This is a genomic window from Sphingomonas sp. 10B4 (assembly GCF_035019905.1).
Lineage (GTDB): Bacteria > Pseudomonadota > Alphaproteobacteria > Sphingomonadales > Sphingomonadaceae > Sphingomonas > Sphingomonas glacialis.
Window position 1 is genome coordinate 1 of the sequence record NZ_JASJVC010000063.1, and the last position, 20,412, is coordinate 20,412.

The 20,412-nt window shown below is 66.6% G+C and carries 19 protein-coding genes and 1 tRNA gene; 13 read left to right on the forward strand and 7 right to left on the reverse strand.

Features of this window, described 5'->3' with window-relative positions; all coding sequences use genetic code 11:
* The first annotated feature begins 4 nt into the window (after window positions 1-4).
* Window positions 5-1,168, forward strand: a complete 1,164-nt coding sequence (locus QN347_RS15175) for an acyl-CoA dehydrogenase family protein (RefSeq protein ID WP_323494121.1) — start codon at window positions 5-7, stop codon at window positions 1,166-1,168.
* Window positions 1,169-1,325: 157 nt separating this feature from the next.
* Entirely contained in the window at window positions 1,326-2,201 is an 876-nt protein-coding gene (locus QN347_RS15180) for an acyl-CoA thioesterase II (protein WP_322162858.1), read from the forward strand.
* A gap of 3 nt (window positions 2,202-2,204) precedes the next feature.
* Here QN347_RS15180 and QN347_RS15185 read toward each other — a convergent pair whose 3' ends face one another.
* From QN347_RS15185 to QN347_RS15205, 5 genes are all read right to left on the reverse strand, one after another.
* The gene (locus QN347_RS15185) at window positions 2,205-3,005 is read right to left on the reverse strand and encodes an SDR family oxidoreductase (protein WP_322162856.1); all 801 of its coding nucleotides are present in this window, start codon (window positions 3,003-3,005) and stop codon (window positions 2,205-2,207) included.
* A 99-nt stretch (window positions 3,006-3,104) separates the two neighbouring features.
* The gene (locus QN347_RS15190) at window positions 3,105-3,869 is read right to left on the reverse strand and encodes an SDR family oxidoreductase (RefSeq protein ID WP_322162855.1); all 765 of its coding nucleotides are present in this window, start codon (window positions 3,867-3,869) and stop codon (window positions 3,105-3,107) included.
* 107 nt (window positions 3,870-3,976) lie between these two features.
* Entirely contained in the window at window positions 3,977-5,032 is a 1,056-nt protein-coding gene (locus QN347_RS15195) for a phosphotransferase family protein (protein ID WP_322162854.1), read from the reverse strand.
* On the reverse strand, window positions 5,032-6,117 hold the full coding sequence (locus QN347_RS15200; protein WP_322162853.1) for a Zn-dependent alcohol dehydrogenase: 1,086 nt from the start codon (window positions 6,115-6,117) through the stop codon (window positions 5,032-5,034). The genes QN347_RS15195 and QN347_RS15200 overlap by 1 nt, the downstream gene beginning before the upstream one ends.
* A gap of 114 nt (window positions 6,118-6,231) precedes the next feature.
* Complete coding sequence (locus tag QN347_RS15205; RefSeq protein WP_322162851.1) at window positions 6,232-7,509, reverse strand: acyl-CoA dehydrogenase family protein; 1,278 nt, start codon at window positions 7,507-7,509, stop codon at window positions 6,232-6,234.
* Window positions 7,510-7,653: 144 nt separating this feature from the next.
* On the opposite strand from QN347_RS15205, the gene QN347_RS15210 reads away from it, so the two are divergent.
* The 3 genes from QN347_RS15210 to QN347_RS15220 all read left to right on the forward strand — a co-directional run bounded on the left by QN347_RS15210 (window position 7,654) and on the right by QN347_RS15220 (window position 11,456).
* Window positions 7,654-8,910 carry a TetR/AcrR family transcriptional regulator gene (locus QN347_RS15210; RefSeq protein WP_322162850.1) on the forward strand — a complete coding sequence of 419 codons (1,257 nt, stop codon included), beginning with the start codon at window positions 7,654-7,656 and terminating at the stop codon, window positions 8,908-8,910.
* Window positions 8,911-9,019: 109 nt separating this feature from the next.
* Entirely contained in the window at window positions 9,020-10,204 is a 1,185-nt protein-coding gene (locus tag QN347_RS15215; protein WP_133189444.1) for an acyl-CoA dehydrogenase, read from the forward strand.
* 124 nt (window positions 10,205-10,328) lie between these two features.
* Complete coding sequence (locus QN347_RS15220; protein WP_322162849.1) at window positions 10,329-11,456, forward strand: CaiB/BaiF CoA-transferase family protein; 1,128 nt, start codon at window positions 10,329-10,331, stop codon at window positions 11,454-11,456.
* On the opposite strand, the gene QN347_RS15225 is transcribed toward QN347_RS15220, so the two are convergent.
* Window positions 11,453-12,739 (reverse strand): sugar MFS transporter, encoded by a 1,287-nt coding sequence (locus tag QN347_RS15225; protein WP_133189448.1) that lies wholly within the window; start codon window positions 12,737-12,739, stop codon window positions 11,453-11,455. The two genes, QN347_RS15220 and QN347_RS15225, sit on opposite strands and share 4 nt — an antisense overlap.
* 138 nt (window positions 12,740-12,877) lie before the next feature.
* Between QN347_RS15225 and QN347_RS15230 the strand changes: the two genes are divergently transcribed.
* Window positions 12,878-13,639: a class II aldolase/adducin family protein gene (locus QN347_RS15230; protein WP_322162846.1), complete on the forward strand. Its 762-nt coding sequence runs from the start codon at window positions 12,878-12,880 to the stop codon at window positions 13,637-13,639.
* Window positions 13,640-13,742: 103 nt separating this feature from the next.
* Window positions 13,743-13,925, forward strand: coding sequence for a hypothetical protein (locus tag QN347_RS15235; RefSeq protein ID WP_322162844.1), 183 nt, complete (start codon window positions 13,743-13,745; stop codon window positions 13,923-13,925).
* A gap of 36 nt (window positions 13,926-13,961) precedes the next feature.
* Here QN347_RS15235 and QN347_RS15240 read toward each other — a convergent pair whose 3' ends face one another.
* Window positions 13,962-14,759 carry a class III extradiol ring-cleavage dioxygenase gene (locus QN347_RS15240; protein WP_322162842.1) on the reverse strand — a complete coding sequence of 266 codons (798 nt, stop codon included), beginning with the start codon at window positions 14,757-14,759 and terminating at the stop codon, window positions 13,962-13,964.
* Window positions 14,760-14,929: 170 nt separating this feature from the next.
* On the opposite strand from QN347_RS15240, the gene QN347_RS15245 reads away from it, so the two are divergent.
* The 6 genes from QN347_RS15245 (at window position 14,930) to QN347_RS15270 (ending at window position 19,997) form a co-directional block, all read left to right on the forward strand.
* On the forward strand, window positions 14,930-15,469 hold the full coding sequence (locus QN347_RS15245; RefSeq protein WP_133189456.1) for a (2Fe-2S)-binding protein: 540 nt from the start codon (window positions 14,930-14,932) through the stop codon (window positions 15,467-15,469).
* A 111-nt stretch (window positions 15,470-15,580) separates the two neighbouring features.
* Window positions 15,581-16,642, forward strand: a complete 1,062-nt coding sequence (locus tag QN347_RS15250; protein WP_322162840.1) for an RcnB family protein — start codon at window positions 15,581-15,583, stop codon at window positions 16,640-16,642.
* 85 nt (window positions 16,643-16,727) lie between these two features.
* Window positions 16,728-17,408, forward strand: coding sequence for a prolyl hydroxylase family protein (locus QN347_RS15255; RefSeq protein ID WP_322162839.1), 681 nt, complete (start codon window positions 16,728-16,730; stop codon window positions 17,406-17,408).
* A 64-nt stretch (window positions 17,409-17,472) separates the two neighbouring features.
* Window positions 17,473-19,236, forward strand: a complete 1,764-nt coding sequence (gene recJ / locus QN347_RS15260; RefSeq protein ID WP_322162838.1) for a single-stranded-DNA-specific exonuclease RecJ — start codon at window positions 17,473-17,475, stop codon at window positions 19,234-19,236.
* 79 nt (window positions 19,237-19,315) lie between these two features.
* Window positions 19,316-19,390, forward strand: a tRNA-Glu gene (locus QN347_RS15265).
* 265 nt (window positions 19,391-19,655) lie between these two features.
* The gene (locus tag QN347_RS15270) at window positions 19,656-19,997 is read left to right on the forward strand and encodes a hypothetical protein (protein WP_323494120.1); all 342 of its coding nucleotides are present in this window, start codon (window positions 19,656-19,658) and stop codon (window positions 19,995-19,997) included.
* Window positions 19,998-20,412: the final 415 nt, after the last annotated feature.

Genomic DNA, 20,412 nt, shown 5'->3' on the forward strand with positions numbered 1-20,412 from the left:
AGATGTGTATAAGAGACAGCGCCGCGAGTGCCCGTATCACAGCGGCCCCGTTCTCAACGAAGACCAAACCGCCCTGCAGGACACGATCCGCGATTTCGTCGGCGAGCAGGCGCCCGTCAGCCACATGCGCGGGCTTCGTGACGCCAAGGATGCGACCGGCTTCAGCCGCGACCTGTGGAAGAGCTTCGCCGAAATGGGCTTCACCGGCCTCCTGATCGGTGAGGATGAAGGCGGGCTCGGGCTCGGCCATGTCGAGGCGGGCGTCGTGCTCGAGGAGATCGGTCGCAACCTGTCGCCCTCGCCGTTCCTGACCACCGCAGTCGCTGCGGTCGAGGCGCTCAAGGGCACGGCGCATGCCGCACGCTGGTTCCCCGGCATCATCGCTGGCGACACCGTCGCTGCGCTCGCGATCGACGAGGCCGCCAAGCACCGCGACAGCATCGGCCTCACCGCCGAGCGTTCGGGCAACGGCTTCAAGCTGACCGGCAAGAAGCAGTTCGTCACGCACGGCCATGTCGCCGACCTGCTGATCGTCGCCGCGCGCACCGCCGGCAGCGCCGACGACGCCGAGGGCGTGACGCTCTTCGCGATCCCCAAGGATGCCGCCAACCTGACGGCAACCCCTGAGCGCCTTGCGGATGCGAGCCTCGCCGCGCGGCTCGAGTTTGACGGCGTCGAGGTCGATGCCGATGCGGTGATCGGCGACGTCGATGGCGGCCGCTCGCCGCTCGACCGGCTGCTGCGCGCCGGGCGGACCGGCGCCTCGGCCGAATTGCTCGGCGTCGGCGGCGGCGCGATGGACATGACGGTCGGCTATCTCAAGCAGCGCAAGCAGTTCGGCACGTTGATCGGCAGCTTCCAGGCGCTCCAGCATCGCGCGGCGCACCTCTATTCGGAGATGGAAGTCGCGCGCGCCGCGGTGCTGAAAGCCCAGCAACTGCTCGATCTCGATAGCCCACATGCCGACACCGCAGTCTCGGTCGCCAAGGCGATGACCGCGCTGGCGACGACGTTGTCGGTGCAGGAAGGCGTCCAGATGCACGGCGGGATCGGTATGACCGACGAATATGACATCGGCTTCTACATGAAGCGCGCGCGCGTGCTGGCCGAGATGTTCGGCGATGCCAACTTCCACGCCGACAAGGTGGCACGCGCGGCGGGGTATTGATTCCCCACGGAACGAGGAGGGGGACCGCGCGGCTTCTTCAGCCGAGTGGTGGAGGGGGACCTCCACCAACACCAGGCCCGAGGCACGCCCCCTCCACCGTTCGATCAATGCTCACGGTCCCCCTCCCCGTCCCGGGGAGGAAGCGTTAAGGCACACCATGACCGACCCAACCCCCGCCCAACTTGCCCAGAACCTCGTCGATTTGCTCGACATCGAGGAAATCGACACCGATCTCTATCGCGGCATTCGCGGCACCGACGGTTTCGGCCGCGTGTTCGGCGGGCAAGTCATCGCGCAGGCGCTGCAGGCGGCGCAGCGTTCGACCGATGCGCCCAAACAAGCGCATTCGCTCCACGCCTATTTCATGCGCGCGGGCGACGAGAGCCACCCGATCCTCTACCGCGTCGTGCGCGATTTCGACGGCAAAAGCTTCGCCACGCGCCGCGTCATCGCGACGCAGCGTGGGCTTCCGATCCTCAACCTCGCCTGCTCGCTGCAAGTGCCCGAGGGTGGCCTCGCGCATCAGGACGCGATGCCGGACGTGCCGCCGCCCGAGGATCTGACCAGCGACCGCGAGCTGCGCCTTGCGATGATCGACCGAATCCCCGAGAAATTCCGCGCGATGTTCCTGCGCCCGCGCATGGTCGACATCCGCCCGGTAAGCCCCCGCAGCTGGCTCGACCCGGTCGAGCAGGAGCCCCGCCAGAACAGCTGGTTCCGCGTCGTCGCGCCGATCGGCGATGATCCCGCGTTGCACCGCGCGATCCTCGCTTATGCCTCCGACATGTCGCTGCTCGGCACCGCGACGCTGGCACACGGCGTCAACTGGATGACGCACAAATTGCAGACCGCCAGTCTCGACCACGCGCTGTGGCTCCACGAGGATTTCCGCGCCGACGAGTGGCTGCTCTATGTGTGCGACAGCCCCTGGGCAGGCCATGCGCGCGGTTTCAACCGCGGCAAGATCTTCGCGCGGGATGGGCGGCTCGTCGCGAGCGTCGCGCAGGAAGGGCTGATCCGCCTGCGCGAGTGATCGCTACACCGCCGTCTTGCCATATTCCTGCTTGGTCACCGGATGGCTGCTCGACAGACCGCCATCGACCGCGATCGCCTGTCCGTTGACGTAGCTCGCCGCATCCGAGGCGAGGAACGCCGCCACTTCCGCCAGTTCCTCGGGCTGCGCGCCGCGCCGCAGCGGATTGAGCCGGCCGATCCGGTCGGTCTTGCCCGCCTCGCGCGCATAATCGAAGGTCGGCTTGGTCATCCCCGTCTCGGTCAGCCCCGGGCAGATCGCATTGACGCGCACGTTCGATCCCGACAGCTGCTGCGCCGACACCATCGCCAAGTTGATCACCCCCGCCTTCGACGCCGAATATGCCGGCGACCCCGCGCCCGAGCGGATCCCCGCAACGCTCGCCGTCAGCACGATCGCGCCGCTGCCGCGTTCGGCGATCTTGGGGGCAGCGTGCTTGATCGCGAGGAACGGCCCGATCAGATTGACGCGAAGCACTTCGGTGATCAGCGCGACATCGGTGTCGAACAGGTTCGCCATCCCACCCGAAATGCCCGCATTGGCGAACATGATATCGAGCCCGCCATAATATTCGCACGCGACGTTGACCGCGCGGATCACGTCGTCCTCGTTGCCCGCGTCGATCTGGATCGCGTGCGCCGCGCCGCCCGCCCGCTCGATCATCGCGGCGGTTTCGTGGACCGTTTCGCTCTGATCGGCGACGATCACGCTGCCCCCGTCCTTCGCGAACAGCAAAGCCGTCGCGCGCCCGATCCCCGAGCCCGCCCCAGTGACGATGATCGATTTTCCGCTGAACCGTGCCATTGCATCCTCCGTCGCCCCGGCGAAGGCCGGGGCCGTTTCGTTTGAGGCACACGCGTGCCAAGCCACACACCCGCCCCGGCCTCCGCCGGGGCGACGGCGTTAAATGGTAACCCCGCCATCGAGCACGATCGTCTGCCCGGTCATGAAGCTGCTCGCCGCGCTGGCGAGGAAGACGACCGCTCCGGCAATCTCCTCGGGCTCGCCGATCCGGCGCAAGGGCACGGTCTTGTTCGCTGCCTCGATCCGCTCGGGATCCTCCCACAGCGCGCGCGCGAAATCGGTCTTGATCAGCCCGGGCGCGATGCAGTTGACGCGGACGTTGTCGGGCCCGAATTCATGCGCGAGGTTGCGCGCGAGCTGCATGTCGGCAGCCTTGGAGATGCAGTACGCGCCGATCACCGTCGACCCGCGCAAGCCCCCGATCGACGAGACGATGACGATGCTGCCCGACCTCCGCTCGCGCATCTCGGGCGCGACCATCGAGATCAGCCAGTGGTTCGACACGATGTTATTGTCGAGGATCTTGCGGAACTGCTCGTCGGCGATCCCGGCTTGCGGGCCGTAATAGGGGTTCGACGCGGCGTTGCAGATGAGCACGTCGATCTCGCCGAACGCGGCGCGGGTAGCATCGACGAGGTGCTGGAGCCCCGCTTTGTCCGAGATGTTGGCGGCGACCGCGATCGCCGTGCCGTCGCCGAAGCGCGCGTTGAGTTCGGCGGCGACCGCATCGCAGGCGTCCTGCTTGCGGCTCGAGATGACGACCTTGGCGCCGTGTTCGGCAAGCTCGAACGCGCTCGCCTTGCCGATCCCGCGCGAGGACCCGGTGACGATGGCGACTTTGCCTGTAAGATCGAATTGCGACATTCTTGCTCCCCTCCCGCTTGCGGGAGGGGCTGGGGGTGGGCCTGTCCGCAGGCGCTCCGCCACTTCCCTCCCCTAACCCCTCCCGCAAGCGGGAGGGGAATAAGAAACTAAGCCCCGGCCTTCACCGCGAAATCCCACGCCGCATCGGCCAGCCGGTACACGCCTGCCGCCGACTTCTCCGCCTGCGCGCTCGACGCGGTCCCCTCGACGATCCGCTTCTTGATCCCCTGGACGATCCCGGTCAGCCGGAAGAGATTGTACGAGAAATACCAGTTGAGATCGGGCACGCCGTCCCGCCCCGTCGCCGCGCAATAGCGCTCGACCATCGCCTCGATCGTCGGGATTCCCGTCGTCGGCCCGGTATGCCCGAGCACCCCCGACCGCCCTTCTGGCGCGGTCACCCAGCTCATCAGGAAATAGGAGAAGTCCGCCAGCGGATCGCCGAGCGTCGACAATTCCCAGTCGAGCAGCGCGATCACGCGCGGCTCGGTCTTGTCGAAGATCATGTTGTCGATACGGTAATCGCCATGGACGACAGAGGTGCGTGTCTGTTCGGGCACGGTGCGGCCGAGATAGTCGATCAGTTTCTCGACCTGCGGCATAGGCTCGGTTTCGGACGCACGATACTGCTTGGTCCAGCGCGCCACCTGGCGTTCGAAATAATTGCCGGGGCGGCCGTATTCGCCGAGCCCCGCCGCGACATGATCGGTATTATGCAACGCCGCGAGCGTGTCGCACATCGCGTTGTAGATGCCGGTGCGCTCACCGGGCGTGTAGTCGGGCAAGGTGCCGTCCCACAGATTGCGCCCATCGGCGAACCCCATCACGTAGAAATCGGTGCCGATCACCGCGGGGGCGGTGCACAGCCCATAGGGTTTCGCGACCGGAAAACCCGTCGGATAGAGCCCCGCGATCACCCGATACTCACGGTCGACCGCATGCGCCGAGGGCAGCAGCACCCCCATCGGCTTGCGCCGCAGCACATAGGTGCCAGACGGCGATTCGATCTTGAAGGTCGGGTTCGACTGCCCGCCCGCGAACTTCGCATAGCTCAGCGGCCCCACAAAGCCCTCGACATTGGCGACCATCCACGCCGTCAGCGCGGCCTCGTCGAGCCGGTCCTTCTCGGGAACGGCGATCGTCTGGGGCGCGAAATCGTCCATCACGAAAACTCGATCACGGAGCGCACGGTGTCGCCGGTGCGCAAGTTTGCGAGCGCGTGGTTGACGTCCTCGAGCTTGATCCGCTCGGCGACCATCGTGTCGAGGTCGAGCTTGCCGTCGAGATACATCTGCACCAGCCGCGGCAAATCGATCGGGAAGCGCGTCGAGCCCAGCAGCGAGCCTTGCAGCTTCTTGCCCGTCAGGAAGGTCGGCCCCGCGATCTTCACGTCGTTCCCCGGCGCGATCATGCCGAGGATCGTCGCAGTGCCGCCGCGCCGCAGGATCGTCCAAGCGAGCTCGGCGGTGTTGCTCCGCCCAACCGCTTCGATCGCATAATGCACCCCGCCGCCGGTCATCCCGAAGACTTTCTTGGCGAGGTCGGCATCGTTCGAATCGAGCGTGTGCGTTGCGCCGAGCTTCTCGGCGAGCGCGCGCTTGTCGGCGACGGGGTCGATCGCGATGATCTGCCCCGCGCCGGCGATCTTGGCGGCATTGATCGCGGCGAGCCCGATCCCGCCGCAGCCGATCACCGCGACGCTTTCGCCGGGGCGCAACTGGCTGTCGTTGAAGATCGAGCCCGCCCCGGTGATCACCGCGCAGCCGAGCAAAGCGGCGCGGTCGAGCGGCATTTCCTTGCTGATCGCGACGCAGGCGTTTTCGTGGACCAGCATCATCTCGGCGAAGGCCGACAAATTGAGGAACGGCGCGAGCGGCGTGCCGTCGTTCAGCGCCAACCGCGGCGGTGCGCCTTTGGGCCGCCGCGTCGAGGGATCGACACACAAAGACGGCCGCCCGGTGACGCACATCTCGCACGCGCCGCAGAACACGGTGAAGAAGGTGATGACATGGTCACCGACCTTGAGATGCGCGACGTCCGAACCGACCGCCTCGACGATCCCCGCCGCCTCGTGCCCCGGCACCGTCGGCATCGGGTGCGGGAAGGCACCGTCGACGAAGTGCAGGTCGCTGCGGCACACCCCGCACGCCACGGTGCGGATCAGCACTTCGCGCGGGCCGGGGTCGGAGATCGCGACATCGTCGATCACCAGTTCCGTCTTCGGGGCGTAAAGGATGGCTGCTTTCACGTGTCCCTCTTTTTCTCTTCGTCACCCCGGCCTTGTGCCGGGGTCCACCTCACCACCCACGCATCGTACGCGAAGCGCGGTGGGCCCCGGCACAAGGCCGGGGTGACGGTTGGTTTAGCGCCGCACCGCGTCCTTCGCCGCAACTGCCGCCGGCAAATCGGCGTACTTGCCGAACTCGTTCCGCGCGATCGCCCGGTTGTGCACTTCATCGGGACCATCGGCGAAGCGCAGCGTGCGCATCGCGGCCCAATCATGCGCCAGCGCGAAATCGCCCGACACGCCGCCGCCGCCATGCGCCTGGATCGCATCGTCGAGGATCTTGAGCGCCATGTTGGGCGCCTGCACCTTGATCATCGCGATCTCTTGCTGCGCCGACTTGTTGCCCGCGCGGTCCATCATGTCGGCGGCCTTGAGGCACAGCAGCCGCGTCATCTCGATATCGATCCGCGCGCGCGCGATGCGCTCCTCCCACACCGACTGGTCGGCGATCCGCTTGCCGAACGCGACGCGGCTCAGCAGCCGCTTGGCCATCGCCTCGATGCCCGTCTCGGAGACGCCGATCGTGCGCATGCAGTGATGGATGCGGCCCGGCCCCAAGCGCCCCTGCGCGATCTCGAACCCGCGGCCCTCGCCGAGCAGGATGTTCTCGACGGGAACGCGGACATTTTCGAGCACGACCTCGCCATGGCCGTGCGGTGCATGGTCATAGCCATAGACCGACAGCATCCGCTTGATCGTCACGCCCGGCGCATCCATCGGCACGAGGATCTGGCTCTGCTGGCTGTGGCGCGAGGCGTCGGGGTTGGTCTTGCCCATCGTGATCGCGATCTTGCAGCGCGGATCGCCGACGCCCGACGACCACCATTTCGTGCCGTTGATGACGTATTCGTCGCCATCGCGGACGATCGAGGTCTCGATATTGGTCGCGTCGGACGAGGCGACCGCAGGCTCGGTCATCAGGAAGGCCGAGCGGATTTCGCCGTTCATCAGCGGGCGCAGCCAGCGCTCCTTCTGCTCGAGCGTGCCGTAGCGGTGGAGCACTTCCATATTGCCGGTGTCGGGGGCCGAGCAATTGAAGCATTCGCTCGCCCAACCGACCTTGCCCATCTCCTCGGCGCATAACGCATATTCGAGATTGGTGAGCTGCGTGCCTTCGAAGACGAACGAATCATCGACATGGCTCTGCCCCGAATGCGGCGGCATGAAGAAATTCCACAGGCCGGCCGCCTTGGTCTTTTCCTTCATCTCCTCGATCACCGGAATGACCTTCCAGCGCTCGCCGCTATGGTGCTGCTCGTCATATTCGGCTTGGCGCGGGCGGATCTGCTGGTCGATGAACCCCTTCACACGATCCCTGAAATAGATCTCGCGTTCGCTGAAGCTGAAGTCCATCTGCTCTCTCCAATCGGGTCGTTGGGAGGCTGGGTATACCGTACCGCGTTTTCGGTAAAGCGTCTTTGGCGTGGAAAAGCCATGCATTGCCCGCGCGCACGAAAGGGACTGTTTCTTCTAAAAGATGATGTTACAGATTGCCGCATGGAGGCCAACGACACCATTCCGACCGCCGAGAGCCTGGACTCCGACACCAGCACCAAGCGCTTCCGCGCCAAGCGCGACGCGATCCTCGCTGCAGCGGCCGAAGCGATCAACGAACAGAGCGCCAAGGGCATGACCTTCGCCGATGTCGCGCGCCGTGTCGGGCTCAACACGACGAGCGTGACCTATTATTTCAAGCGCAAGGAAGACCTCGCCGCCGCCTGCTTCGAGTACACGCTCGAAAAGCTGCTGGCGATGCTCGACGAATCGCTGCTCGAGCCGACGCCGCAAGCGCGCGTCGCGAAATACCTCTCGCTCAACATGATCCGGCTCACCCGGATCCAGCGCGGCGAAGAGACCGCGTTCGCGATCCTGTCCGACCTGCGCGCGATGGAGGAGCCCGTGCTCGGCAAGTTGATGGCGGGCTGGCGCGAGGTGTTCCGCAAGACGCGCAGCCTGTGGGGCCCCGCCGCCAACCGCGCGCAGACCGATCTTCACGGCGGGCGCGCGCATGTGCTGCTCGAGAACACCTTCTGGCTGCCGATCTGGCTAACGCGCTACGATCCCGATCAATATCCGCGGATCGAGGAACGGCTGATGGACGTGTTCGCCCACGGCATTGCCGGGCCGAAAGCGACCTGGGATCCCGAGCTGATCGACCTGGCGCATGACGAGCCCGAGCCCGGGCGCGAGGCGTTCCTCCTGGCGGCGACGCGGTTGATCAACCAGCTCGGCTATCGTGGGGCTTCGGTGCAGAAGATCGCGTCCGAGCTCAACGTCACCAAGGGCAGCTTCTACCACCATCTCGATGCCAAGGACGATCTGGTGCTCGCGTGTTACAAGCGCAGCCTCGATACCGTCGCCGACGCGCAGCGGCTCGCCGACGAGCGCGGCGGGAGCCATTGGGAGCGCCTGTCGGGGACGATCGCGACCTTGCTCGACGTGCAATTCTCCGAGCGCGGGCCACTGCTGCGCACGACGGCGCTATCGGGCCTGCCGAGCGAATCGCGCACGCAGATGGTCGACCGTTCGAACCGTATCGCGCGCCGCTTCGCGGGCACGATGAGCGACGGCATCGCCGAGGGTTCGATCCGCCCGGTCGATCCGCTGATCGCGGCGCAGGCGCTGATGGCGATGCAGAATGCGGCGTTCGACATGCGCAAATGGGCACATACGATGACACGCGAGCGCGCGATCGGATATTATGCCTCGACCCTGGCGTTCGGCTTGTTCGACGACCGGATCTTACAACAATAGTCGTCACCCCGGCGCAGGCCGGGGCCGCTGGGTTTGGGGCACGATCTTCGCGTCATAATCCAGCGGCCCCGGCCTCCGCCGGGGCGACGTGGAAATCAAAGGACCTGACATGGCCGACATGGCGCGTTTCGATTGGGCAGACCCCTTTTTCCTCGACGATCAGCTCGAAGATGACGAGCGGATGATCCGCGACTCTGCGCGTGCCTATGCGCAGGACAAGCTCGCCCCGCGCATCGTCGATGCCTTCCAGAACGAAACCACCGATCCCGAGATCTTCCGCGAGATGGGCGCGCAAGGCCTGCTCGGCCCGACCGTGCCCGAGGAATATGGCGGCGTCGGCGCGTCCTACGTCGCCTACGGCCTCGTCGCGCGCGAAGTCGAGCGGATCGATTCGGGCTATCGCTCGATGATGTCGGTCCAGTCGAGCCTCGTGATGTACCCGATCTTCGCTTATGGTTCGGAAGCGCAGAAGCGGAAGTATTTGCCGAAGCTGGCGAGCGGCGAATGGATCGGCTGCTTCGGCCTGACCGAACCCGATGCCGGATCGGACCCGGGGAGCATGACGACGCGCGCGAAGAAGATCGACGGCGGCTATCTGCTGTCGGGCGCCAAGACCTGGATCTCCAATTCGCCGATCGCCGACGTGTTCGTCATCTGGGCGAAGTCGGAAGCGCACGGCGACGGCATCCGCGGTTTCATCGTCGAAAAGGGCGCCAAGGGGCTCGCCACGCCCAAGATCGAGGGCAAGCTGTCGCTGCGCGCCTCGATCACCGGGATGATCCTGATGGACGAAATCGAGCTGTCAGAGGATGCCTTGCTCCCCGACGTCCAGGGGCTGAAGGGTCCATTCGGCTGCCTCAACCGCGCGCGCTACGGGATCAGCTGGGGCGCGCTCGGCGCTGCCGAATTCTGCTTCCATGCCGCACGCCAGTACGGGCTCGACCGCAACCAGTTCGGCACCCCGCTCGCCGGGCGCCAGCTCTACCAGAAGAAGCTCGCGGACATGGAGACCGAGATCGCGCTCGGGCTACAGGCGTCGCTGCGTGTCGGCCGCCTGATGGACGCCGGCAAGTTCGCGCCCGAGATGATCTCGATCGTCAAGCGCAACAACGTCGGCAAGGCGCTCGATATCGCGCGGATGAGCCGTGACATGCACGGCGGCAACGGCATCTCTGGCGAATATCAGGTCATGCGCCACATGATGAACCTGGAAACGGTCAACACTTACGAGGGCGCGCACGACGTCCATGCGCTAATCCTCGGCCGCGCGATCACGGGGATCGCCGCGTTCTGATGGCGCACCGCCCTTCCCGTCACCCCCGCGAAAGCGGGGGGTCCCGCTTCTTCTAGCGGCGGGAAGACGCGGGATTCCCGCTTTCGCGGGAATGACGGGGAGGGCCGGAATGACGGAGGATAGGATGAACGGCCGAGCATCAGCCCCCCTGACCGGCCTGCGGATCCTCGAAATGGCGGGGATCGGGCCCGGCCCGTTCTGTGGAATGATGCTGGCCGACCACGGCGCCGAGGTGATCCGCGTGGAACGTCCCGGCCCGCCGGGGCTGACCGATCCGACGCGCGACCCGCTACTCCGCTCGCGCCGGACGATTGCGCTCGATCTCAAGCAGCCCGAAGCGGTCGCGGCGGTGCGCCGCCTGGCGGGGACGTGCGACGGGCTGATCGAGGGCTTCCGTCCGGGCGTGATGGAGCGCCTCGGCCTCGGGCCCGACGTGCTGATCGGTGATAATCCGCGGCTCGTCTATGGCCGCATGACCGGCTGGGGGCAAAGCGGCCCGCTCGCCCACGAACCCGGCCACGACATCGATTATATCGCGATCTCGGGCACGCTCCACGCACTCGGCGAAGCAGGCCGCAAGCCGACCGCGCCGATCAACCTTGCAGGCGATTTCGGCGGTGGCGGGATGATGCTCGCGTTCGGGATGCTCGCCGCGATCCTGCAGGCGCAGGCGAGCGGCACGGGTCAGGTCGTCGATTGCGCGATGACCGAAGGATCGGCGGTGCTCGCCAGCATGATCTGGGGGTTTCGCGGCATGGGCCAGTGGAGTGGCGCGCGCGGCACCCATTTGCTCGACGGCGGCGCGCATTTCTACGACACCTATGAGACCGCCGACGGCAAATGGATCGCGGTCGGCGCGATCGAACCGCAATTCTACGCCGCGCTGCGCCGCGTGATGCAACTCGACGGTGCCGAATGGGATGCGCAGTTTGCGCCGGCAGTCTGGCCAAGGCTCAAGCAAGAGCTCGCCTATCGCTTCAAGCAGCGCAGCCGCGACGCATGGGTCGCGGCGTTCGACGGGCACGAGGCGTGCGTCGCGCCCGTGCTGGGGTTCGAGGAAGCCGCCACGCATCCGCACAACGTCGCGCGCGGTGCATTCGTGACCGCGGGCGGCGTGACGCAACCCGCCCCCGCCCCGCGCTATTCGGTCAGCGAAACCGTGGCCCCGCGCATGGCTGGCGCGCAGGACGGCGCCGCGATCCTGGCCGAAGCGGGCTTCGCTCCGGCCGAGATCGAGGCGCTGCTCGGTTAAGCGACCACCGGCTTGCGCGCGAACACGCCGTAGCAGGCGATGATCGCATAGCAGGCCGCCGGCAGGATCATGGCGAAGCGCAGCCCGCTCTGATCGGCGATCAGGCCGGTCAGCGGCGGGATGATCGCGCCACCGACGATCGCCATCGCCAGCACGCCCGACCCCTCGGCCGCACGCTTGCCGAGGCCTTCGCTCGCCAGGCTGAAGATCGTCGGGAACATGATCGAATTGGTCAGCCCGATCGCGAGCAGCGACCAGCCCGAGACGAGCCCGGTGGTGTGCGTCGACAGCGCGATCAGCGCGATCCCGGCGATCGCGACGCCGGCGAGCACCTTGCCCGGCGAGACGTAGCGCAGCACGGCTGCCCCGATGAAGCGCCCGACCAGCGCGCCGCCCCAATAGAACGGCACATGCTTGCCCGCCGCCTCGGCACCGAGCGCCAGCGTGTCGGCCTGCGTCAGATAGCTGACGATCAGCGAGCCGATCGCAACTTCGGCGCCGACATAGAGGAAGATGCACAGCGTGCCGAAACCAAAGCGCGGCAGGCGGAGCAGCCCGAACGCCTTGACGATGCTGCCCTGGTCATCGACCGCGGTCTGCAGCCGGTTGCGGCGCGTCCACACGACGGCCGCGACGATCACCAGCGCCACCGCGAGCCCGATATAGGTGTGCACGACGGTCTGCGTCTCGGCGGTGCGATACGCGTCGAGCGCAGCGCCGGTCAGCGTCTTGGGATCGATCCTCGCGAGCGAGCCGAGGATCACGATCGAGCCGACATACGGGAAGATCGTCGTGCCGAGCGAGTTGAACGCCTGCGCGAAGGTCAACCGGCTCGACGCGGTCTTGGGCGGCCCGAGCAGCGAGATCAGCGGGTTGGCGACGACTTGCACCATCGTGATCCCCGCCGCGAGGACGAACAGCGCGAGCAGGAACACCGCGAACGTGCCCGACTGCGATGCCGGCACGAACAGCAGGCAGCCCGCGGTCATCGTCAGCAAGCCGATCGAGGCCGAGCGCATATAGCCTGCCTTGCGCACGATCGCCGCGGCGGGGATCGAGAAGACGAAATAGGCCGCGAAAAACGCCGATTGCACGAGCAGCGCCTGCGCATAGCTCAGCGTGAACAGGTCCTTGAGCTTGGGGATGATCACGTCGTTGAGGCTGGTGATGCCGCCGAAGATGAAGAACAGGGCGAACACGAAGACCTGCAGGTCGGGCGCGTTGATCCCCTTGGTGGCGATTTCGTCGGTGCCGTGCGGCGTCGTGGCGGCCTCTATGTGCATATGCGATCCCCTAATCGGCCGCTTTCGCCGCCAGTCTCTCTCGTAGCATCCCTTGCCCCGCCGACGCCCGGTCTGGCAATCCGCAGAATGCCATGCGATACCCGGCGCCTAGAACAATCCGGATCAGGAGAGTCCGCCATGGCTACCGCCGCTGTCGACCGCGTGCAGATGTCCGAAGCCGAATGGGAAGCGCGCCAGGAGCTCGCCGCCTGTTACCGGGTGTTCGCGATGCTCGGCTGGTCCGAGATGATCTACAACCACATCACGCTCAAGATCCCGGGCGAGGACGGCGCCTTCCTGATCAACCCGTTCGGGCTGCACTTCAGCGAGGTGACGGCGTCGAGCCTCGTCAAGATCGACATCGACGGCAACAAGCTCGACGACAGCGCCTACCCCGTCAACCGCGCGGGCTTCGTCCAGCACGCGCTGTTCCACCGCCATTTGCCCGACGCGCATTGCATCATGCACACCCACACCACCGCGGGAATGGCGGTCAGTTCGCTCGAGGGCGGGCTGCGCGCGACCAATTTCTACGCGTGCAACTTCGCCGGGCAGATCGCCTATCACGACTTCGAGGGCGTGACGGTCCGCGACGAGGAAGGCGCGCGGCTGCTCGAGCATCTCGGCAACAAGCGCGTGATGCTGCTCAAGAATCACGGCATCCTGGTGATGGGCAAGACGCTGCCCGAGGCGTTCATCAAGCATTGGTCGCTCCAGCGCGCGTGCGAGATCCAGATCGCCACAATGTCGATGGGAACGCCGATCGAAGTGACGCCCGACGTCGTGGCGGTCCACCAGCGCGATCTGCACATGGCGCAAGTCCCGGGCGGCGCAGGCGCTGCCGATTTCGCGGCGATGGTGCGGCTGGTCGACAAGATCGACACCGGCTGGCGCGCTTGATCCTCGCAGCAAAGCCAATCTAATCAATAACCTGTTATAGAACTCTTGCCTCCCACGGGCACGCGCCTAACCTCGGTCGGGCCTTACCGTGTGGAGACCAAGAATGCTCAAGATCCTGCTTGCCGCTGCAACGCTTTCGCTCGCCTCGGCACCCGTCATGGCGGCGCCATGCAAGGACGCCAAGGGCCGCTTCATGAAGTGCCCGCCCGCCAAGCCGGTCGCGACCAAGTGCCGGTTGAACGGCAAGTTCGCCAAGTGCGGCACGCCCGGCGCGAAGCCCGCCTGATCGTCGCGGGGCGGCGCTACGCTGCCCCGCACGCTTTCATCCGAAGCGATAGCCCGACACCGCCCAACCAAGCACGACATCGCGGTAATCGCAGATCGCCGCATCCTCACCGCCAGCACCGAGCGCGACCATCAGCGGCAGCAGATGCTCGGCCTCGGGATGCGCGAAGCGGGCGTTTGGCAGCGTGTCCCAGGCGGCGACGCGCGCGGCGCGCGCCACCGGATCGGGATCGGTCACCGCCGCGGTCAGTGCGACATCCCAGGCCGCGGCGATCGGCGTGACCTGGGGCCCGCGCGCGCGCAGATTGTGGAAGCTCATCCCCGATCCGACGATCAGCACGCCCTCGTCGCGCAGCGGTGCGAGCGCTCGCCCGATCCCGATATGTCCCGCCGGATCGAGATCGGCGCGCAATGAGAGTTGGACGAGCGGGATGTCGGCACCTGGCACCGCGACCATCATCGGGATGAACACGCCGTGGTCCCAGCCGCGCTCCTCGCCGTGATGCGCGATCCCTGCGTCGGCGAGCAGCGCGCTCACGCGCTGCGCGAGCGCAGGATCGCCGTGCGACGGCCAGTCGAGCCGATAGGTATGCGCAGGGAAGCCGAAATAGTCGTAATCGAGCGGATGCCCGTCGCCGGTGTTGATCGCGAGTTCGGGCGTCTCCCAATGTCCCGACACGAGCAGGATCGCGCGCGGTCGCTCGGGCAGCGATGCGATCAATCCGGCAAGGTACGCCTGCATCGGGCGCCACATCGGGTCGGGCGGGCCGCCGGCTGGATCCATGAAGAAGCACGGGCCACCGCCATGCGGGATGAAGAGCGTTGGAAGTTTCATCTCCGCTATATCGGGCGCGGGCGCCGCGCCGACAATCGCGTAGCCGGAAACGGCGCGTTTCGCGGTGTTCGCCGCGTGCTTGCCGGGCCGGTCGCGCGCGGGCATGGTCGTCGCATGTCCCGGCCACTCGCCCCTGCCCCACGCTTGCGCCACCGCTGCGGAGGCCACGCATGACGCGCTTCACCGTCAATAATCAGCCGGTCCAGTACCGGATCGATCCCAACACCCCGCTGCTCTGGGCGCTGCGCGACGCATCGAACCTGACCGGCACCAAATATGGCTGCGGCACCGGCGACTGCGGTGCCTGCACCGTCGATATCGACGGCGAGGCGGTGCGATCGTGCCAGCGTACGATCGGCGCGATCGAGGGGAGCTATGTCACCACGATCGAAGGCCTGTCGCGTGATCGCACCCACCCGGTGCAAATGGCGTTCCTCGACAAGAACGTCACGCAATGCGGCTTTTGTATCCCCGGCATCATCATGGCCGCGTCGGCTCTGCTGAAGAAGAATCGCAACCCGAGCGAGGACGATATTCGCGCCGGGATCACCAATCTGTGCCGCTGCGGCATCTATCCACGACTGGTCGAGGCGATCCTGCTCGCCGCCAGCGTCCAGCGCGGCGACGAGACGATTGCTGCACCGCCGCGCCCTGCCATCACGCCTGCCGACGCAGCGCGCGAAGTTCCAGCACTGACCCCGCCAAGATGAGCCAAAGCTTTCGCAACGCTGTCATCGCAATTCAGCCACGGCTCATCGCGCGCAGAGTATACCGCGTTTAACGACCGGAAATGCTTTCCGGACGAAGATAAGGAAGTATCGATGCGCAAGTCATTGCTCGCCGCGATCATGGCGGCTTCTGCGTTGATCCCCGCCACCGCGATGGCGCAGGATGCTGGCGATCGGCCAAACCGCGGCGACGGTCAAGGGCGGCGCGGCCTGCAGGAGGGACAGGGCGAAGGCCGCCCCGAGCGCCAGGCGATGCCGGGTGCCGAAGGCCGCATGAACTGGCAGCGCCCGCAGGGCCAGGTGCAGCAGCCGGTTCAGGTCCAGGCGCCGGTCCAGGCTCAGCCGCAGCCGCAGCAACAGCAACAGCAGCAGCGCCCCGATCGCCAGGGCGGCGGTGGGCGCGACTTCGGCGGACGCGGCGAGTATCGCGGCCAGCCGCAAGCTGTCCCGCCGCAGGCGCAAGCTGGCCAGCCCGGTTTCCCCGGCAGGCAGCGCGACGGCCGCCCGGGCTTCGAGCGTGAGCAACGCGAAGGCCGCCCCGATTTCAACGGCGGCCAGCGCGACGGCCGGCCGGATTTCAACCGCGGGCAGCGCGATGGCCGCCCCGACGTCAACGGTGGTCAGCGCGACGGCCGCCCGGATTTCAACCGCGGCCAGCGCGATGGTCGCCCCGGTTTCGAAGGTGGCCCACGCGACGGGCGCCCTGCGTTCGACGGGCAGCAGCGCGGCGGGGATTTCCGCGGCAATGATCGTGGCGATTTCCGTGGCAATGACGGGCGCTTCGGCGATCGTGGCTACAATCGTGGCAATGGCGGCGGCTATGACCGCAATGACAATCGCGGTGGGTGGAACCGCGATTGGCGGCGCGACAACCGCTACAATTACAACAGCTATCGCACCCAGAACCGCAATCTCTATCGCCTCCCGCGCTACTATGCGCCGTCGGGCTGGTCGGGCGGGTATCGTCGCTTCTCGGTTGGCTTCTCGCTGAGCTCGGTGCTGTTCAACCAGAATTACTGGATCGAAGACGCCGATTACTACCGCCTGCCGCCGGCCTACGGTCCGTATCGCTGGGTGCGCTATTATAACGACGCGCTGCTGGTCGACATCCGCACCGGCTATGTCGTCGACACGGTGTACGACATCTTCTGGTAAGACCCGGAAGACCGACCTCGGGGTCCGCAGGCACGCCGCTTGCGGACCCCTTGTTTTTTGAGCCGCCCGCGGCAAAGTCGCGCGCATGGCTCTTTTTGCAAGGAAACCCAACGGCGCCTCGCCGCTGCGCCGCCAGTTCGGCGAAACCGTCGGGGCGCGGCTCGATGCCAATCCCGCGGTCAAGCGCTTCGCGGTCGACGGCGCGCAAATCTATCAGCACCCCGATTTCCTGGACGCCGCCACCTGCGACGCGCTCGTCGCGATGATCGACGCCAACAAGCGCCGCTCGACCGTGCTCGCCGAGGAGAACATCCAGGAGTTCCGCACGAGCGAAAGCTGCGACATGGACCGCTGGTCGCCCGACGTCCGCCCGACCGACGAGGCGATCGCGCACCTGCTCGGGATCGATCCGGTGCAAGGCGAGACGATGCAGGGCCAACGCTACGCCGTCGGCCAGCATTTCCGCGCGCATTTCGATTATTTCAACGAGAAGCAGGCCTATTGGCCGCAGATGATCGAGACCGGCGGGCAACGCACCTGGACCGCGATGATCTATCTCAACCATGTCGAGGAGGGCGGCGCGACCTGGTTCCCGCAGATCGGCATCCGCGTCGCGCCGAAGAAGGGCCTGCTGCTCGCCTGGAACAACATGAACCGCGACGGTAGCCGCAACACCGAGACGCTCCACGAGGGCATGCCCGTGGTGAGCGGCACCAAGTACATCGTGACCAAATGGTTTCGCGAGGGGAAGTGGATCAAGGCCTGACCCCAGCCTTTGCGCTGACCGCTCCGATTTGCGCTCCTCTGCCAAGCGCGTAGGAGGGCGGGCAATGAACACCGTCCTCAACATCAGCCATTCGATCCTCGGCCAGCCCTGGCGCTGGCGCATGCTCGAGACCGACGCGCGCGACCCCGGCTTCGCGCCCGACGATCTCGTCACGCAATTGCTGCTCGCGCGCGGCTGCCCGCGCGACGCGATCGACGCGCACAAGGCGCCGAGCATTCGCGGCTTCATGCCCGATCCCTCGATCTTCCGCGACATGGACCGCGCCGCCGACCGACTCGCCGATGCGGTGCAGGCGGGCGAGCAGCTCGCGATCTTCGGCGATTACGACGTCGACGGCGCGACCTCGGCCGCGCTGATGATCCTGCTGCTGCGCAATCTCGGGCTCGAGGCGCGGCCGTACATCCCCGACCGGATGCTCGAGGGCTATGGCCCGACCGGCGCAGCGCTGGTGCGGCTCAAGGACGAAGGCGCGACGCTGATCGTCACCGTCGATTGCGGCGCACAGGCGTTCGACGCGCTCGCGACGGCGCGCGATGCCGGCGTCGATGTACTGGTCGTCGATCACCACAAATGCGCCGCCGCGCTTCCGCATGCGCACGCGCTCGTCAATCCCAACCGGCTCGATGAGACCGAGGGCGCCGAGCACGGCCATCTCGCCGCGGTCGGCGTCGCCTTCCTGCTCGGCGCAGCGCTGATCCGCACGCTGCGCGGGCGCGGCTATTTCGCCGATCGCCCCGAACCCAAATTGCTCGATCTGCTCGATCTCGTCGCGCTCGGCACCGTGGCCGACGTCGCCGCCCTGCGCGGGCTCAACCGCGCGTTCGTCGCGCAGGGGCTCAAGGTGATGGCGCAGCGCCGCAACATCGGGCTCAACGCACTGATCACCGCGTCGCGCCTGACGCGCGCGCCGACCAGCACCGATCTGGGCTTCGCGCTCGGCCCGCGGATCAACGCCGGCGGACGCGTCGGCAAGTCCGATCTCGGCGTCCGCCTGCTCACCACGCGCGATCCCGCCGAGGCCGAGCGAATCGCGGTCGAGCTCGACCGCTTGAACGAGGAACGCCGCGCGATCGAAGGCATCGTCCAGGAAGCCGCCGAACTCATCGCACTCAATCAAAGCAACCGCGCGGTGCTCGTCGTCGCAGGGCATGGCTGGCACCCCGGCGTGATCGGCATCGTCGCGGGGCGCTTGAAGGAGAAATACGGCCGCCCTGCCCTCGTCATCGCGCTCGACGATGCCGGGCTCGGCAAGGGTTCGGGCCGCTCGATCAGCGGCGTTGACCTCGGTGCGGCGGTGCTTGCGGCGAAGGAGCAAGGCCTGCTCGTCGCGGGTGGCGGTCACGCGATGGCGGCCGGGCTGACGATCGCCGAGGATCACGTCGATGCCTTCGCGGCCTTCCTCAGCGAGCGACTCGAAGCTGCGGTCGCGCGCGCGATGGGCGACCGCGCGCTGCTGCTCGACGCGGTGCTGACCGCCGGCGGCGTCACCCCCGATCTCGTGACCGCGATGGAGCTCGGCGGTCCCTATGGCATGGGCTGGCCGCAGCCGCGCGTCGTCGCCGGGCCGGTGCGGATCATCAAGGCCGATGTGGTCGGCAACGGCCATGTCCGCGCGATCGTCGCGGGCGATGGCGGCGGGTCGCTCAAGGCCGTCGCCTTCCGCCAGGCCGACACCGCGCTCGGCCAGGCGCTGCTCGGCGCCGCGCCGCACCGCCGCCTGTGGCTCGCGGGCCGCGCCAAGATCGACGATTGGGGCTCGCGCCCAGCCGCCGAACTGCACATCGACGATGCGGCCTGGGCCGATTGAAGCGATTTCGTGCAAGAGATGGCTTGACCGGCGCGGCGAGTTTCCCTAACCGCCTCCAACCAACCGGCGACGCCGGCATGGCCCCTTCGTCTAGCGGTTAGGACGCGGCCCTTTCACGGCTGAAGCACGGGTTCGATTCCCGTAGGGGTCACCATCGCCAAACCAAAATCGTTGGGCCTTGTGACGGTGCGGCGAAATCCGCGTCCACATTTTGGTTTCTCCCTTTGTGTCGGCGCGAATGGACTGCCTCGGGTCTATCGGGACGATTGGTTGCCCTCTTTCGATCAGGGTCAGACACTCGACGGTCTCCGGCATAGGGGCTGCGCCAGCGCTACGCGGGCGTCGACCGAAGGGCGGCGGCGGGCGCTGCGTCGTGGCCGATGTCGAGCGGCTCAGCCGGTGGCATACGCAGCGCGGAATTGGCGAAAGGCGTCCACGACAGGGAGCGGTTCAGGTCTGATGCAGCCGATGCGCGCACCGTAGGGCGCGACGTTGCGTCGATGACTGCCGGCAGGCGGCTGATGTTCCGCGACGAAACAGGCGTCACCATCAACATGGTCCGATACCGGCGAGGGCCAGGTGCGCAAAGGGCAGCGCGTCAATGGCTTCGCGCTCGTTGGCGATCGGCGGATCACGGCCGTCTTGCCGGGCTCGACCGCAAGGGCATCATGACACCGCTGATCGTCGGTCAACCGATGAGCCGGGCGGTCTTGCTGGACTACGCCTGGCAGTCTCTGGTTCCCGCGCTCCAAAGGCGGTGACATCGTCAGATCCGTCCGCGTTTCGAGCCGTAAGGACACCGAGACCGCACAGATCATCGCCCACAAAGGCGCGACGTCGCGCTTCCTCCCGCGCTACTCACCCGGTCTGAACCCGATCGAAATGGCCATCTCCAAGGCAAAAAATCGCTCCGGACGCTGGGACCGCATCGGTCACCGTGTCGATCTGTTTCCGCCCGACGAATGCCGAAACTGGCTTCGTTATGCCGAAGGGACGCCGACAGGGTCGCCAGCCGCTATAAAAATCCATTTTGGCTCGAAGGCGTACAAATTATAACCAGAATCGCCTTAGTTATACTCCGTCTGCTTGACGACCCGCAAAATCGTCGCTCGCTCAAGCCATGATTCTGTAATCTGCAGGATCGATGACGCGGAAGTTGTCCGAAACCTGATCGCA